This window comes from Mycobacterium sp. NGS33, from assembly GCF_059812885.1.
Genome location: NZ_JCALDN010000001.1, coordinates 214164 through 233110, shown reverse-complemented (window position 1 = coordinate 233110; position 18947 = coordinate 214164). Strand labels below are relative to the sequence as shown.

At 69.7% G+C, this 18947-nt stretch carries 1 pseudogene; it reads left to right on the top strand.

Annotated elements, in window-relative coordinates:
* Positions 1–530: 530 nt before the first annotated feature.
* Positions 531–18836 (top strand): annotated as a pseudogene (locus AC5Y5B_RS00915) (amino acid adenylation domain-containing protein); the annotation flags it as partial.
* Positions 18837–18947: the final 111 nt, after the last annotated feature.

The following is an 18947-nucleotide window of genomic DNA, read 5'->3' as shown; positions in this document are numbered from 1 at the left end:
ATAAAGATCCATGCCGCAATGCGTGGCGACCAACGCCGAAACCCCCCGAAACATGCCATACCGTACGTTGCTGCGACCATCTTAACCAGTACTGGAGGTATGTATCAAGACCCTTGCCTTGAGTGAAATATATTATTTTGGCAATTCACAGGACATTAAGTTTGTATAACCCTGGACTAACGGGGTAGTCCTCTACTAAATTTTCGAACTGTTGCACTCATGTTGACTACGGCGTCTTCGGAGTGGGTGAGCGTCGACCGTTCCACCGTCGGCACCGCCCAGCCCTGTCGCTCCGGCCAACGACGAGCGGCAACGAAGGTTGCGGTCGGTCTTTGCCGACGCTGCGCCCGATCGCCGGGTGTGGCGCCGCGAAGCTGACCGCGCCGAAGGCGGGGCTACCTCGAGCAGCAGCGGACCGGTTTCCGGCCCGAATGCCTGCGCGAGCGGCTCCACTCAACCGGGGGGTTGAAAGGAACACCCTGTGGTTGGGGAGATGGATGGAGCTTGACGGCCGGGCGCTTCCGCTCACTCGCGGACAGCTAGACCTCTGGCTTGCGCAGCAGACGGGTCACTCCAACACGGAGTGGCAGCTGGGGTTGTTCGTGCGGATCAACGGCCCGGTCCAGCGCGACGCCCTGCAGTGGGCGATCCGGCAAGCCGTCCAAGAAGCGGAACCGACCAGGGTCGCCTTCTTCGAGGTCGACGGCGCGGTCTTCCAGCGCACGATCGACGACCCGAACGTCGAGCTGACGTTCGACAATCTCATCGACTCGCCCGAGCCGGTCGAAGAGGCCCGGCGCAGAGCGCTGACCATCCAGCGAACGCCCATGCCGCTGACCGGTCCGCTGTTCAAGTTCGTCCTGTTTCAGACCCGGCGCGACGAATACTTCCTGTTCGCCTGCTGCCATCACATCGTCATCGACGGGACCGGCGTCGGGCTGGTCGGCCATCGCATCGCCTCCATCTACTCCGCGATCGTGTCCGCCGGACCGATCCCGACGGCCGTCTTCGGTTCATTGCGCGACCTGGTCGACTGCGAATCCCACTACGAGGCCTCCGCCGATTACCGGGATGACGAGGCGTACTGGCTGGCGAACCTGCCCCCGGACCGCGACGGCCAGCCCGTGCCCGTCGGCGCGGGGGAGCGTGACCCGTGGCCGTCGGCTCCGGTGGCGCTGGACGCCGCGGTAATGCGCCGGGTGCACCGGTTCTCCGACGTGTGGGGCGTATCCCAGACATCGGTCATCACCGCGGCCTGTGCCCTGTTGGTCCGTGGGTGGTGCCCCGACGGCCCCGACGTGGTCCTCGATTTCCCGGTCAGCCGGCGCGTGCGCCCGGAACTCAAGACGCTGCCCGGGATGGTCGCCGGCGTCGTGCCGCTGGTGTTCACGACCGCACCGGAATCGACGGTCGCCGATTTCTGCAAACACGTCGAGGCGCGCATCGACGAGGCGGTAGTGCACCAGCGATTCCCGGTGCACGCTCTCGAGCGCAAGGTCCGCGGCCTGACGAAGTCGCCGGAGCGGGTCAGCGTCAACTTCATCCCGTCGGCGTTCACGTTGCCCTTCGGTGGGGTCACCGCCTCGGCGTCCTACACGAATTCCGGTCAGGCGGACGGCTTCGGCCTCATCTTCACCAGCGACGGCGACGAGCTCTTCCTCAGCACGGCGGGCAGGTGGGCACCCTGGTCCGGCCTCGACGCCCCCGACCTTGCGGAACTGCTGCAGCGGCTCCTGATCGCGATGACGGCCGACCCCACCCGGCGGCTGAGGGCGCTGGATGTGGTGGATGAGGTTGAGTGTGTGCGGCTTGGTGTGTGGGGCAATGTGTCGGGGTTGGGTCGTTCGGTGGTGCCGGTGTCGGTGGTGGAGGTGTTTGTCGGGCAGGTGGGGCGTACCCCGGATGCGGTGGCGGTGGTGTGTGGGGGTCGGTCGCTGACGTATCGGGAGCTCGATGAGGCGGCTAATCGGTTGGCGCACTTGTTGGTTGGGTGTGGTGTTGGTCGGGGTGGGGTTGTCGCGGTGTTGTTGTCGCGCTCGGTCGAGGCGATCGTGGCGATCCTGGCGGTGCTCAAGTCCGGGGCGGCGTATCTGCCGATCGATCCGGGGTTGCCCGGTGCGCGGGTGGAATTCATGCTGTCCGACGCCGCGGCGCGCGTCGCGGTCACCACGGCTGATCTGGTCGAGCGGTTGGACGGGTTCGCTGGGGTGGTCATCGACGTTGATGATTCGGCGGTGGCTGTGCAGTCGAGCGCGGCGCCGCCGGGGCCGTTGGCGGGTGATGTGGCGCATGTGATTTATACGTCGGGGACCACGGGTGTGCCCAAAGGTGTTGCGGTGACGCATCGTAACGTCACGCAGCTGTTCGATGGCCTGGATCTGGGTTTTGTCCTGTCGGCTGCGCAGGTGTGGACGCAGTGTCATTCGTATGCGTTTGACTTTTCGGTGTGGGAGATCTGGGGTGCGCTGCTGCATGGGGGGCGGTTGGTGGTGGTGCCCGAGGTGGTGGCCCGCTCGCCGCAGGAGTTTCACGCGTTGTTGGTGCGTGAGGGTGTGACGGTGTTGACCCAGACCCCGTCGGCGGCGGGGTTGCTGCCTACCGAGGGTTTGGATTGCGCGGCGTTGGTGGTGGGGGCCGAGCCGTGTCCGCCGGAGTTGGTGGAGCGTTGGGCGCCGGGGCGGGTGATGGTCAACGTCTACGGGCCCACCGAAACCACCATGTGGGCGAGCAAGAGCGTGCCACTGTCGCCCGGGCCGGGTGCGCCGCCGATCGGTGCACCGGTCACCCATGCGGCGTTTTTCGTGCTGGATGGGTGGTTGCGCCCGGTGCCGGTCGGCGTGGTGGGGGAGCTCTATGTTGCCGGTGACGGCGTCGGCGTCGGGTATTGGGGTCGCCCGGGGTTATCGGCGTCGCGGTTTGTGGCCTGCCCGTGGGTCGCGGGTGCCCGGATGTATCGGACCGGGGATCTGGTGCGGTGGGGGGCTGATGGGCAGCTGCGGTATGTGGGGCGTGCTGATGAGCAGGTCAAGGTGCGTGGGTATCGCATCGAGTTGGGCGAAATCCGCACCGCGTTAACTGCATTGGACGGCGTGGCGCAGGCCGCGGTCGTCGTGCGTGAAGATCGTGTCGGCGAGCGGCGTCTCGTCGGCTATGTGACTGGAGCCGCTGACCCCGCCGACATTCGGGCCCGGTTGGGTCAGCGGCTCCCTCCATACATGGTGCCCGCCGCGGTGGTGGTCCTTGAGGCGTTGCCGTTGACGCTTAACGGCAAGCTCGACACCCGCGCCCTGCCCGCCCCGGACTATCAGGGTCAGGGGTATCGGGCGCCGCAGACCGCTCTCGAAGAAATCCTGGCCGGCGTCTATGCCCAGATCTTGGGTATCGAGCGCGTCGGCGTGGAGGACTCCTTCTTCGACCTCGGCGGTGACTCGCTCTCGGCCATGCGGCTCGTCTCCGCCCTCAACGCAGAACTCGACGCCGACCTCAACGTCCGATCCCTATTCGAAGCACCCACCATCACACAACTGGCGCCCCACGTGGAGGCCGGCGTCGGTCGCACCGACCGATTGGTAGCCGCCGAACGGCCGGCCCTGGTGCCCTTGTCGTTCGCCCAATCCCGCCTGTGGTTCATCGACCAATTCCAGGGTCCGTCGCCGGTGTACAACATGGCGGTCGCGCTGAAGCTGAGCGGGCCGGTGGATGCCGAGGCGATGGGCGCCGCCCTGGACGACGTGGTGACCCGCCACGAAAGCCTGCGCACACTGTTCGTCGCGCCCGAAGGCACACCCCAACAGGTGGTCCTGCCGCCCGAACGCAGCGAGGCCGGCTGGCAGGTCATCGATGCCAGCCGGTGGCCCGCCTCCTGGCTGGCCGAGGCCACCCACGAGGCCGCGCGTTACACGTTTGACCTCGCCAACGAATTACCCTTGCGGGCATGGCTTTTCCGCACCAGCGACCGTGAGCACGTCCTGGTGGCGGTGGTGCATCACATCGCCGCCGACGGGTGGTCCCTGACCCCGCTGGTGCGCGATCTCGGAACGGCCTACGCCAGCAGGTCGTCCGGCCGAGCCCCCCAGTGGGCACCCCTGCCCGTGCAATACGTCGACTACACGCTATGGCAGCGCGCCCAATTCGGCGACCTCGAAGACCCGCACAGCCCCATCGCCGCGCAGCTCGCCTACTGGGAACGAAGCCTTGCCGGGTTACCGGAACATCTCGAGCTGCCCACGGACCGGCCGTATCCCTTGGTGGCCGATCACCGCGGGGCCAGTGTGGCCGTGCAATGGCCTGCCGAACTTCAGCAGCACATCGCCGACCTAGCCCGGGCCCACAACGCCACCAGTTTCATGGTCGTGCAGGCCGCCCTGGCTGTGCTGCTGTCCACCCTGAGCGCCAGTTCCGATGTCGCCGTGGGCTTCCCGATCGCCGGCCGGCGCGACCCGGCTCTGGACGACGTCGTCGGGTTCTTCGTCAACACCCTGGTGTTGCGCATCGATCTCGGCGGCGATCCCAGCGTCGCCGAACTGCTGGCCGGGGTGCGGCAACGCAGCCTGGCGGCCTACGAACACCAAGACGTCCCCTTCGAAGTGCTCGTCGAAAGGCTCAACCCCACCCGCAGCCTGGCCCACCACCCGCTGGTCCAGGTGATGTTGGCCTGGCAGAACAACGAACCCGTCGACCTGAGCCTGGGCGACGTGCAGGTCACGCCCGTGCCGCTGGAGACCCAGGTGGCCCGGATGGATCTGGTCTTCTCGCTCGCCGAAAGCTGGGACGAGGACGGCCGGGCCGCCGGCATCGGCGGAACGGTGGAATTCCGCACCGACGTCTACGACGCGTCGAGCATCGAGACACTTATCGCGCGACTGCGGCAGGTGCTTTCGGCCATGACCACCGATCCCGCCCGGGCGCTGTCAACGATCGACCTGCTCGCCGGCTCGGAGCACGCCCGCCTCGATGCGATCGGGAACCGCGCCGTGCTGACCCAGCCGGAGACCGGCCCGGTGTCCATCCCCGCGCTCTTCGACGAACAGGTGTCCCGCGCGCCCGGGGCGGTAGCGATCACCTGCGGCCAGCGGTCGTTCACCTACCACGAGATCGACGCCTCGGCGAACCAACTGGCCCGCTTGCTCATTGGCCGCGGCGCGGGCCCCGGCCAGCGGGTGGCGGTGGCGATCCCGCGGTCGGCCGAGGCGATCGTGGCGATCATGGCCGTGCTGAAGACCGGCGCGGCGTACGTGCCGATCGACCCCGCGCTACCGTCGGCCCGCATCGAATTCATGCTCACCGATGCCGCGCCGATCGCGATGATCAGCACGGCCGAGGCCCGAGCCCACCTGCCCCGGTCCGTACCGGTCATCGACATCGACGATCCCGCCGTGCGCGTCCAGCCCACCACCGGGCTGCCGGCGCCGGCGGCGGACAACATCGCGTACATCATCTACACCTCGGGGACCACGGGCGCCCCCAAGGGTGTCGCGGTCACCCACCACAACGTCACCCAACTGTTGCTGTCGCTGGATGCCCAGCTCGGTCTGGGCCACGTGTGGAGCCACTGCCATTCCCTGGCCTTCGACTTCTCCGTCTGGGAACTCTTCGGGTCGCTGCTGCGAGGCGGGCGCCTCGTCGTCGTCCCCGATCCGGTGGTCCGGTCTCCAGAAGACCTGCGCGCCTTGCTGATTGCCGAAGGCGTCCAGGTGTTGAGCCAGACCCCATCGGCGGTGGCGGCGCTGGCGTCCGACGGGCTGGAATCGGTGGCGCTGATCGTCGGCGGCGAACCGTGCCCGGTCGAGGTGATGGATCGGTGGGCGCCCGGTCGGGTGATGATCAATCAATACGGCCCGACGGAGACCACGATGTACGCGGCGATGACCGCGCCGCTGACAGCCAATCTCGACGTGGTGCCGATCGGTTCGCCGGTGCCCGGCGCCGCGCTGTTCGTGCTGGATCACTGGTTGCGGCCCGTGCCGTCCGGGGTGGTGGGGGAGTTGTACATCGCCGGCCGCGGGGTCACCGCAGGCTATCTAGGCCGGTCCGGATTGACGTCATCGCGGTTCGTCGCCTGCCCGTTCGGCGGGTTCGGCGCGCGCATGTATCGCACCGGCGACCTGGTGCGCTGGGGCGCCGACGAGCAACTCGAATACCTCGGGCGCGCCGACGAGCAGGTCAAGATCCGCGGCTACCGCATTGAACTCGGCGAAATACATTCCGCGCTCACCGAATTGGACGGCATCGAGCAAGCGGCGGTGATCGCCCGCGAAGACCACCCCGCGACCGTGCAGCTGGTCGGATACGTCACCGGAACGGCGGACCCGGCCGAAGTGCGGTCGCGCCTCGCCGAGCGGCTGCCGGCCTACATGGTGCCCGCCGCGGTTGTGACGCTCGACGCGCTGCCGCTGACCGTCAATGGCAAACTCGATACCCGCGCCCTGCCCGCCCCGGATTACGGCTCGAACGCCTACCGCGCCCCGGCCGACGCGATCGAGGAGATCCTCGCCGGCATCTACGCCCAGGCCCTCGGGGTCGAACGGGTCGGGGTGGACGATTCGTTCTTCGATCTGGGCGGTGACAGCATCTTGTCGATGCAGGTGGTTGCCCGGGCCCGCGCCGCCGGCGTAATGTGCCGGCCGCGTGACATTTTCGTCGAACAGACCGTGGCGCGGCTGGCCCGGGTCGTCACGCTCGTCTCCGCCGAGGACGACGCGGCCGACGCCGGGACCGGGCCGATGGTGGCCACCCCGATCATGCGGTGGCTGCAGAATATGGACGGTCCCGTCGAGCAGTTCAACCAGACCATGGTGCTGGCGGCGCCGGCGGGCGTGGGCCACGCCGACGTAGCGGTGGTCCTGCAGGCATTGCTGGACCGGCATCCGATGCTGCGGCTCTGCGTCGACGACGACGGCGCGGGCGGTTGGTCCATGCAGGTGCCCGAGGTGGGTGCGGTGGACGCCCGCGCCTGTTTGCGGACCGTCGACGTGCTCTCTGAGGCCGCGCTGAGCCAGGCCCGGTCCCGACTGAACCCCGGCGCCGGTGTGCTGCTTAGCGCGGTATGGGCCTGCGCGACAAACGAATTGGCGTTGATCGTTCACCATCTGGCCGTCGATGCCGTGTCCTGGCGGACCCTGATCGAGGACCTCAACATCGCCTGGGCGCAGCATCACCGCGGCCAGCCCATCGAACTGCCCGCGGGCGGGACCTCGTTCGCCCGCTGGTCGTCGCTGCTGTCCGACCACGCCCGCAGCGCGGCGGTGCTCGACCAGGCTGGGGCCTGGCGGCGCATCGAAGAGACGCCGGCCGTGCTGCCGGCGGTGCGGCCGGAGGACACGTTCGCGACGGCGGGGCAGCTATCGGCGTCGCTGGACGTCGAGACGACCCGGCTGCTGCTCGGCGAGGTGCCCGCGGCGTTTCACGCTGGGGTGCAAGACATCCTGCTGATCGCCTTCGGGATGGCGATCACCGAGTTCTTGGGTGCGGCGGGGCCCCTCGGGATCGACGTCGAGGGCCATGGGCGCAGTGAAGAGCTGGGCCCCTCCGTGGATCTGTCGCGCACCGTGGGGTGGTTCACCGCCAAACACCCGGTCGCCCTGAACGTTCCCGGTCTGGACTGGGGCCGTGTGGTGGCCGGTGACGCCGCGCTGAGCGGGCTGATCAAGGACGCCAAGGAGCAACTGCGCGCGCACCCGGACGGACTGACCTACGGGCTGCTGCGCTATCTGAATCCCGAAGCGGGACTGGAAGGTCCGGATCCGGTGATCGGGTTCAACTATCTGGGCCGGCTCGGCGGCGGAACCGCGGAGTTGTCCGGCGACTTGTGGCGACTGAGCCCGAACGGTCCGTCGCTGAGCGCGGCGGCCGCGGCGCCGGCGCTGCCGTTGCCGCACACGCTGGAGCTCAATGCGGGCACCATGGACTCCAACGACGGACCCCATCTGCAGGCGAACTGGACGTGGGCACCCTCGGCGCTGACCCACGGCGAGGCAACCCGCTTGAGCCGGTTGTGGTTTGAGGCGCTGTCGGGGATCTGCGCCCTGGTGCGGCGCGGCGGCGGCGGCTTGACCCCGTCCGACATCATCCCGGCCCGGCTCAGCCAGCCCCAGATCGACCAACTGGAACGGGAATACGACGTCGCCGACATCCTGCCGCTGACCCCGCTGCAGCAGGGGCTGCTGTTCCATGCGACCGCGGGCCGAGGCGACGCCGACGTGTACGCGGTCCAGCTGACCATCACGCTGCGCGGTGCCCTCGATCCGCACCGACTGCATCGGGCCCTGCATGCCGTCGTCCGCCGCCACCCCAACCTGGCCGCCCGATTCTGCTCCGACTTCGACGATCCGGTGCAGATCATCCCCGCCGCCCCGGACCTCGCCTGTCAGCATGTCGAGATCCGCGACGGCGACATCGAGGAGAAGGTGCAACGGCTGTGCGCCGCCGAGCGCGTCGCGGCGCGCACCGTCGGTGACGAACCGCCGTTGCGGGCCGCGCTGATCCGCACCGCGGACCCCGAACACCGGTTCGTCCTCACCGTCCACCACATCGTGATGGACGGCTGGTCGCTGCCGATCCTGCTGCAAGAGATCTTCGCCTGCTACTACGGCTCTCGCTTGCCGACGGTGCTGCCGTATCGCGGGTTCGTCAGCTGGCTGGCCGATCGGGACGTCGCCGCCGCGCGCCTGGCGTGGCGCGATGCGCTCGACGGTTTCGACACCCCGACCCTGGTGGCCCCGGCGGGTCGCGTCGAGCTCGGGCCGCGCGCCGTGGCCACACTGCGGTTGACGGCCGAAACCACCCATGCGCTAGGCGAACTCGCCCGCTCCTGCCGTACCACCGTCAACACCGTGCTGCAGGCCGCATGGGCGCAGCTGCTGATGTGGCAGACCGGTCAACGCGACGTCGCCTTCGGCGCCGCCGTCTCGGGCCGTCCGGCCGATCTGCCCGGCGCGGAATCCATGGTGGGTCTGCTGATCAACACCGTGCCGGCGCGCGCCCGCGTCACGGCGGCGACCACCGTCGCCGACTTGCTGGGTCAGCTGCAACGGGCCCACAACGACACCCTGGAGCACCAGCACCTGGCGCTCAACGAGATTCATCGCATCACCGGGCACGACCAGCTGTTCGACACCTTGCTGGTGTACGAGAACTATCCGGTCGACGCCACGACGTTGAAGGCGACGCACGACCTGACCGTTACCGAATTCACCAGCCACGAATACAACCATTACCCGCTGTCGTTGCAGGCCGCGCCCGGGGAAGAACTGCGCCTGCGCGTCGAATTCGACACCGACGTGTTCGCCCCGGCCGAAATCGACAGCCTGACCGCGCGGTTGCACCGGCTGCTGGTCGCTATGGCCGTCGATCCGGCGCGGCCGGTGCTGTCGGTGGACGCCCTCGACGGCCGGGAACATGCGCGACTTGCCCGGTGGGGGAATCGGGCGGCGTTGACCGGGGGCGCGGACGCACCGGCGTCGCTCCCTGCGCTGTTCGCCGCACAGGTGATCCGCGCTCCTGACGCGATCGCGGTGACCTTCGAGGGCCGCGCGATGACCTATCGCGCGCTCGACGAGGCGTCGAACCGCTTGGCGCACCTGCTTGTCGGCCACGGCATCGGCCCGGGCCACTGTGTCGCGCTGCTGTTTCCCCGGTCGGCCGAGGCGATCGTGGCCATCCTGGCGACCCTGAAAGCGGGCGCCGCGTACCTGCCCATCGACCCGGCGCTCCCGGAATCCCGGATCCACTTCATGATCGACGACGCCGCACCGACCATCGCGCTCAGCACGACCGTCCTGCGTTCGCGCCTTGCCGGGTTCGGCCTGCCGGTCATCGACGTCGACGGCACCGCCGCGCAAGACCACCCCAGCACCGCGTTACCGGCGCCGGCGCCCGAGAACGTCGCCTACATCATCTACACCTCGGGCACCACCGGCGTTCCCAAAGGCGTTGCCGTCACGCATCGCAACGTCGCGCGGCTGCTGGAGTCACTGCACGCCGCACTGCCCGAGGCCGGCACGTGGTCGCAATGCCATTCCTACGGCTTCGACGTCTCGATCCAGGAAATCTGGGGCGCGCTGGCCGGCGGGGGCCGACTGGTGATCGTGCCCGAGCCGGTGACGCGCTCGCCGGACGAGCTGCACGCCTTGCTGATCGCCGAAAACGTCACGGTGCTCAGCCAAACCCCGTCGGCGCTGGCGGCGCTGTCACCGCACGGACTGAACACCGCGCTGATCATCGGCGGCGAACCCTGCCCGGCCGCACTCGCCGACCGGTGGGCCCCGGGACGCGTGATGATCAACGCCTACGGTCCCACCGAAACCACCGTGGACGTGACCCTCAGTGCGCCGCTGGCCGCGGGCGCGGGCCGCCCGCCGCTCGGCGCACCGGTGGCCGGGGCCGCCCTGTTCGTGCTCGACGCGTGGCTGCGGCCGGTGCCCGCCGGCGTGGTCGGCGAGCTGTACGTGGCCGGTGCCGGGGTGGCCGTCGGCTATGCCCGCCGGGCCGGTTTGACGGCATCGCGGTTCGTGGCCTGCCCGTTCGGCGGGTCCGGGGCGCGCATGTATCGCACCGGGGACCTGGTGCGCTGGGACGCGGACGGTCAGCTGCGCTATGTGGGGCGTGCCGACGAGCAGGTCAAGATCCGCGGCCATCGCGTCGAGCTCGGTGAAATACACAGCGCCCTGGCTCAATTGGATGGGGTAACGCAGGCGGCGGTGATCGCCCGCGAGGACCGGCCCGGTGAAAGGCGGCTCGTCGGCTATCTCACCGGCACCGCCGATCCGGCCGGGGTCCGCGCCCGGCTGGCCGAGCGGTTGCCGGCCTACATGGTGCCCGCCGCGGTGATGGCCGTCGAGGCACTGCCGCTGACGCCCAACGGCAAGCTCGACACCCGCGCGCTCCCGGCGCCCGAATACACGGCCGGTGAATACCGGGCCCCGTCCACCGCGGTCGAGGAAATCCTGGCCGGCATCTACGCCCGGGTCTTGGGGCTCGAGCGGGTCGGGGTGGACGAGTCGTTCTTCGATCTAGGCGGCGACTCGCTGTCGGCGATGCGGGTGATCGCCACGATCAACACCACCCTCGACGCCGGCATCGGGGTGCGAATGTTGTTCGAGACGCCCACCGTTGGCCGGTTGGCCGCGCGCGTGCACGCGGGCGGGGGCAGGCTCGACGGCGTGGTGGCCCATCAGCGGCCGCCGGTGCTGCCGCTGTCGTTCGCGCAATCGCGGCTCTGGTTCATCGACCAGTTGCATGGCCCGTCACCGGTGTACAACATGGCGGCGGCCCTGCGGCTCAGCGGGCACCTCGATGCCGGCGCGCTCGCGGCGGCACTGCGAGACGTAGTGGCGCGCCACGAGAGCCTGCGCACGGTGTTCCCCGCCGCCGAGGGCATCCCGCGCCAGGTCGTGCTGCCCCCGGAGCGCGCCGATGTCCCATGGCAGGCGGTCGACGCCACGGGCTGGTCACCGGCACGCCTGGACGACGCCATCCGCGACACGGCGCGGCACACGTTCGACCTGGCCACCGAAATCCCCTTGCGCGCCCGGCTTTTCCGCCTCGACGACGAGCGGCACGTCCTGGTGGCCGTGGTGCACCACATCGCCGCGGACGGGGGCTCGCTGGCCCCGCTGGTGAGCGATTTGGCGCTGGCCTATGCCAGCCGTGCGGCCGGTAACGCCCCGGACTGGACGCCGTTGCCGGTGCAATACGCCGACTACACGCTATGGCAGCGCGCCCAATTCGGCGATCTGGAAGATCCGGACAGCCCGATCGCGAAGCAGCTGGCGTACTGGGAGCAGGCGCTGGCCGGGCTGCCCGAACGCCTCGAGTTGCCCACCGACCGGCCGTATCCGGTGGTCGCCGACTACCGCGGGGCCAGCGTGGCCGTGCAGTGGCCGGCCGAGCTGCAGCAGCGGGTGCGCGCGACGGCCATGGCGCACAACGCGACGAGCTTCATGGTGGTGCAGGCCGCCCTGGCGGTGCTGCTGGCCAAAGTCAGCGCGAGTTGCGATGTGGCGGTGGGCTTCCCGATCGCCGGCCGGCGCGACCCCGCCCTCGACGACGTGGTCGGGTTCTTCGTCAACACCCTAGTGCTGCGGGTCGACGTCGGTTCGGACCCCACCGTCGCCGAACTGCTCGCACAGGTTCGCCGGCGCAGCCTGGCCGCCTACGAGCACCAGGATGTGCCCTTCGAGGCGCTGGTCGAGCGGCTCAACCCCACCCGCAGCCTGGCACACCATCCCTTGGTCCAGGTCATGCTGGCCTGGCAAAACCACGAGCCGACGGACCTGAGCCTCGGCGACCTGCGCGTCATCCCGCTGGCCGTCGACACCCGCACCGCCCGAACCGATTTGGCCTGGTCGTTGGCCGAACGCTGGACCGATGGCGGCCAGCCCGCCGGGATCGCCGGCGCGGTGGAATTCCGCACCGACGTGTTCGACACCGCCACCGTCGAGACGCTGATCGAACGCCTGCAGCGGGTACTGGCGGCGATGACGGCCGACCCCGCCCGGCGACTGTCGTCGATCGATCTGCTCGACGGCGACGAGCACGCGCGCCTCGACGCCGTCGGTAACCGCGCGGCGCTGTCACGACCGGCCATCGGGTCGTCCTCGATTCCGGCGCTGTTCGCCCACCAGGTGGCACGCGACCCGCTGGCGGTGGCGCTGACGTCCTGCGACCTGTCGATGACCTATCGCGAGCTCGACGAGTCCGCGAACCGGTTGGCGCACCGGCTGATCGACGAAGGCGCCGGTCCCGGTGAATGCGTGGCGCTGCTGATGGAACGCTCGGCGCGGGCCGTCGTCGCCATCCTGGCGGTCCTCAAGACCGGCGCGGCGTACCTGCCGATCGACCCCGCGGTGCCCGCGCAGCGGATCGGATTCACGCTCACCGACGCCGCTCCCATCGTCGCCATCACCACCGCGGCCCTGCGGACGCGGCTCGACGGCTGCGGCGTCGCGGTCATCGACGTCGACGAGCCCGCCGCAGACAGCCGACCCGTCAGCGCCTTGCCCGCGCCCGAACCGGCCCACCTCGCCTACATCATCTACACCTCCGGCACGACCGGAACCCCGAAGGGTGTGGCGGTCACCCACCGCAACGTCACCGAGCTGCTGGCCTCCCTGACCGGCCGGCTGACGTCGCCGACCGGCGTGTGGAGCCAATGCCATTCGCTGGCCTTCGACTTCTCGGTGTGGGAGATCTTCGGCGCGCTGCTCTCGGGCGGACGGCTGCTGATCGTTCCGGACGACGTGGTGCGATCACCGGAAGAGCTGCGCGCCTTGCTGATTGCCGAAGACGTCAGCGTGCTCAGCCAGACCCCGTCCGCCTTCTTTGCCCTGCAGAGCGCCGACGTGCCGCGGCGGGCGGACCAGTTCGGCCCGCGGACCGTGGTCTTCGGCGGCGAAGCGCTGCTTCCCCAGCGGCTGGGCACATGGATGCACAACCACCCGCGCCGCCCGCAGCTGATCAACATGTACGGCATCACCGAGACGACGGTGCACGCCTCCTTCCGGGAGATCTGCGACGCCGACATCGACGGCCACGTCAGCCCCATCGGAAAGCCGTTGGCGCATCTCGGCTTCTTCGTGCTCGACGCGTGGCTGCGGCCGGTGCCCGCCGGCGTGGTCGGCGAGCTGTACGTGGCCGGTGCCGGGGTGGCCGTCGGCTATCTGGGCCGGGCCGGTTTGACGGCATCGCGGTTCGTGGCCTGCCCGTTCGGCGGGTCCGGGGCGCGCATGTATCGCACCGGGGACCTGGTGCGCTGGGGCGCGGATGGTCAGCTGCGCTATGTGGGGCGTGCCGACGAGCAGGTCAAGATCCGCGGGCATCGCGTCGAGCTCGGTGAAATACACAGCGCCCTGGCTCAATTGGATGGGGTAACGCAGGCGGCGGTGATCGCCCGCGAGGACCGGTCCGGTGAAAGGCGGCTCGTCGGCTATCTCACCGGCACCGCCGATCCGGCCGGGGTCCGCGCCCGGCTGGCCGAGCGGTTGCCGGCCTACATGATGCCCGCCGCGGTGATGGCCGTCGAGGCACTGCCGTTGACTCCCAACGGCAAACTCGACACCCGCGCCCTGCCCGCACCCGACTATCACGGCCGCGATCAGTACAGCGCCCCGACCACCGCCGTCGAGCAGACCATGGCCGACATCTACGCCCACGTCCTGGGTATCGCCCGCGTCGGAATCGATGACTCCTTCTTCGATCTCGGTGGCGACTCGCTGTCGGCCATGCGGCTGGTGGCCGAGATCAACGCCGGTCTCGATGTCCACCTCGGCGTCCGGGCCCTCTTCGAGGCGCCCACCGTCCGCCGATTGGCGGGCCGCCTTGGCGCCGACGGGGCGGGGCGCCTGCCGTTGGTCGCCGCTGCCCGGCCGGCGGTGGTGCCGCTGTCGTTCGCCCAGTCGCGGTTGTGGTTCATCAGCCAATTGCACGGGCCGTCGCCGGTGCACAACATGGCCATCGCCTTGCAACTACACGGGCGCCTCGACGGCGAGGCGTTCGGCGCCGCGCTGGCCGACGTCGTCGCCCGCCACGAAAGCCTGCGGACCCTGTTCCCGGCGCGCGAGGGCATACCGCAGCAGCTGGTCGTCGAGGCGGACGAGGCCGACTTCGGGTGGCAGATCAGCGATGCGCGCGGGTGGCCGGCCGGCCGGCTGGGCGACGCCATCGACACCGTGGTCGGCCACCGCTTCGACTTGGCCACCGAACTCCCGTTGCGGGCGTTGCTGTTTCGGCTGAACGACAACGAGTACCTGCTGGTGGCCGTGCTGCATCACATCGCCGCCGACGGGTGGTCGCTGACGCCGCTGGTGCGCGATCTGGGCGAGGCCTATGCCAGCCGCGCGGCCGGCGAGGCCCCGGACTGGGCACCGTTGCCCGTGCAGTATGTCGACTACACGCTGTGGCAGCGCGCGCAATTCGGCGAATTGCAGGACCCGCACAGCATGATCGCCGGGCAGTTGCGGTATTGGGAACACACCCTGGCCGGAATGCCCGAGCGTCTGGAACTGCCGACCGACCGGCCCTATCCGTTGGTGGCCGACTTCGGCGGGGCCAGCGTGGCGGTGGACTGGCCGGCGGAGTTGCAGCAGCGGGTGCGCGCGACGGCCATGGCGCACAACGCCACGAGCTTCATGGTGGTGCAGGCCGCCCTGGCGGTGCTGCTGGCCAGGATCACCGCGAGTTCCGATGTGGCGGTGGGCTTCCCGATCGCCGGGCGGCGCGACCCGGCCCTCGACGACGTGGTCGGGTTCTTCGTCAACACCCTGGTGCTGCGGGTCGACCTGGCCGGTGATCCCACCGTCGCAGAGGTGCTGGCGCACGTTCGCGCGCGCAGCCTGGCCGCCTACGAACATCAGGATGTGCCCTTCGAGGTACTCGTGGAGCGGATCAACCCGACCCGCAGCCTGGCGCACCATCCGCTGGTACAGGTCATGCTGGCCTGGCAGAACACCGATTCCGCCGAGCTGAGCCTCGGCGACGTGCGGGTCACGCCCGTGCCGGTCGACACCCGCACCGCCCGAATGGATCTCGCGTGGTCGTTGGCGGAACGCTGGACCGATGACGGCCAGCCCGCGGGGCTCGGCGGCGCGGTGGAGTTCCGTACCGACGTGTTCGACACCGCGACCATCGAAGCGCTGGTCACCCGGTTGCACCGGGTGCTGACGGCCATCACCGCCGACCCGGCCGCGCGGTTGTCGTCGATCGATGTGCTCGGTGCCGGTGAGCATGCGCGCCTCGACGCGATCGGTAACCGGGCGGCGCTGACGCGCAAGGGGCACACACCCGCGTCGATCCCCGGGGTATTCGCCGAGCACGTCGCGCGCACCCCGGAGGCGGTGGCCGTCACCGACGGAGCGTGTTCATGGACGTACCGTGAACTCGACGAGGCCGCGAACCGGTTGGCGCACTTGCTCGTTCGTCACGGCGTGGGGCCGGGCCAGTGCGTGGCACTGCTCGTGGAACGCTCCGCCCGCGCCGTCGCCGCGATCCTGGCGGTGCTCAAGACCGGCGCCGCATACGTCCCGATCGACCCGGCCCTGCCGGCGGCCCGAATCGATTTCATGCTCGACGATGCCGCGCCGACGGCGGTGCTCACCGTAGCCGAGTTACGTTCGCGTTCAAGCATTCTCGTCCCGATCGTCATCGAGATCGACGACCCGGCCATCGAGATCCAGCCGACGACGCCGCTGCCGGCACCGGCGCCGCAGGGCGTCGCCTACACGATCTACACGTCGGGCACCACGGGGATCCCCAAGGGCGTGGCCGTGACCCACCACAACGCCACCCAACTGTTCGCCTCGCTGGGCGCGGCCGGCCTGCCCGCGGCGCCCGCGAAGGTGTGGAGCCAGTGCCATTCGCTGGCCTTCGACTTCTCGGTGTGGGAGATCTTCGGTGCGCTGCTGCACGGCGGCCGGGTGCTGGTCGTGCCCGACGAGGTGGTGCGCTCGCCGAAAGACCTGCACGCCTTGCTCGTTGCCGAACGCGTCGACATGCTGACCCAAACACCGTCCGAGGTGGGGATGCTTTCCACCGAGGGGCTGGAACGGACGGTGCTGGCCGTCGCGGGGGAGGCCTGCCCCCTCGATGTGGTGGACCGCTGGGCCGCCGGGCGCGTGATGGTCAACGTCTACGGGCCCACCGAGATCACGATCGTCGCGGCCGTCAGCGCGCCGCTCACCCCGGGGCCCGAGGCGCCTCCGATCGGTTCGCCGGTGGCGGGCGCCGCGTTGTTCGTGCTCGACGGGTGCCTGCAGCCGGTGCCCGCGGGTGTGGTCGGTGAGTTGTATGTGGCCGGCGCCGGCGTGTCGACCGGCTACCTGCGCCGGGCCGGCCTGACCGCGTCGCGGTTCGTGGCCTGCCCGTTCGGCGGGGCCGGGACGCGCATGTACCGCACCGGGGACCTGGCCTGGTGGGGCCCGGACGGTCAGCTGCGCTACGTCGGGCGCGCCGACGAGCAGGTCAAGATCCGCGGCTACCGCATCGAACTCGGCGAGATCCAGGCGGCCCTGGCCGGGCTGGACGGCGTGGAGCGGGCGCTGGTGATCGCACGCGAGGACCGCCCCGGCGACAAGCGGCTGGTCGGCTACATCACCGGAGAGGCCAACCCGGCCGAACTGCGCACGCTGCTGGCCGAACGCCTGCCCGCCTACATGGTGCCCGCCGCGGTGGTGGTGTTGCCGGCCCTGCCGTTGACACCCAGCGGCAAGCTCGACACCCAGTCGCTGCCGGCGCCGGACTATCAGGGCACCGACGACTACCTGGCTCCGGCCACCGCCGTCGAGGAGATCCTGGCCTGGCTGTACGCCCAGGTGCTCGGCCTGGAGCGGGTCGGCGTCCAGGAATCGTTTTTCGACCTGGGCGGCGATTCGCTGTCGGCCATGCGCCTGGTCGCCGCGATCTACAACGCCCTCGACATCCACCTCCCGGTGCGCGCCGTCTTCGAGGCGCCGTCGGTGCGCGCCCTGAGCCAGCAGCTGAACGGCGATCACGATGCCGCAGAAGGGCTTCGGGCCGACTTCGCGTCCGTGCACGGCCGCGACGCGACCGAGGTGTACGCCAGCGATCTCACGCTGGACAAGTTCATCGACGCCCCGACGCTGTCGACCGCACCGGGGCTGCCCGGCCCGCGTGGCGACGTGCGCACGGTCCTGTTGACCGGGGCCACCGGCTTCCTCGGTCGTTACCTGGTGCTGCAGTGGCTGGAACGGCTGGAGCTGGCCGACGGAAAGCTGATCTGTCTGGTGCGGGCCACCTCCGACGAGGAAGCGCGCCGCCGCCTCGAAAAGACCTTCGACAGCGGCGATCCGGCGCTGTTGCGGTATTTCCACGAACTCGCCGACGACCATCTGGAGGTGATCGCCGGCGACAAGGGGCGCGCGAACCTCGGTGTGGACGAGCAGACCTGGCAGCGGCTGGCCGACACCGTCGACCTGATCGTGGACTGCGCGGCCGTGGTCAACGGCGTGCTGCCCTACAGCGAGCTCTTCGCTCCCAACGTCGCGGGCACCGCCGAGCTCATCCGCCTGGCGCTCACCACCAGCCGCAAGCCGTACACCTTCGTGTCGACGGCCAACGTCGGCGACCAGATCGAGCCGTCGGCGTTCACCGAGGAGGCCGACGTCCGCGCGGCCGGCCCGATCCGCACCATCGACGGCGGCTACGGCAACGGCTACGGCAACAGCAAGTGGGCGGGCGAGGTGCTGCTGCGCGAGGCCAACGACCTGTGCGGGCTGCCGGTTTCGGTGTTTCGCTGCGACATGCTCCTGGCCGACACCACCTACGCCGGCCAGCTGAACCTTTTGGACATGTTCACCCGGATGGTGCACAGCGTGGTGGCCAGCGGGGTCGCGCCGCGCTCGTTCTACGAACTCGACGCGCACGGCCACCGGCAGCGCGCCCACTTCGATGCCCTGCCGGTCGAGTTCGTCGCCGAGGCGATCACCACGCTGGGCGCCCAGGTGATGGACGGGTTCGAGACCTACCACGTGATGAACCCGCACGACGACGGCATCGGCCTCGACGAGTACGTCGACTGGCTGATCGAGGCCGGCTACCCGATCGAGCGGGTCGACGACTTCACCGAATGGCTGCAGCGGATGGAGACCGCCCTGCACGCCCTGCCGGAGCGGCAGCGCCACCAGTCGGTGCTGCAACTGCTGCAGTTGCGCAACGCCCAGCACGTGCCGCCGGCGGACCCCGCTCGCGGGTGCCTGGGCCCGACCGACCGGTTCCGGGCCGCGGTGCAGGAAGCCAAAATCGGTCCCGACAACGACATCCCGCAGATCAGCGCGTCGGTGATCGTGAAATACGTGACCGACCTGGAGCTGCTCGGCCTGCTCTGAAACGCGTTGGCCCGCACCGTGTTTGGCTGTCGGACGCAAACCCGTCGTCGCCGCGCCCCCGGCTGACTACCATGACGGGAGAACGCGACGGTCCCGCCCGCACGGAGGAGT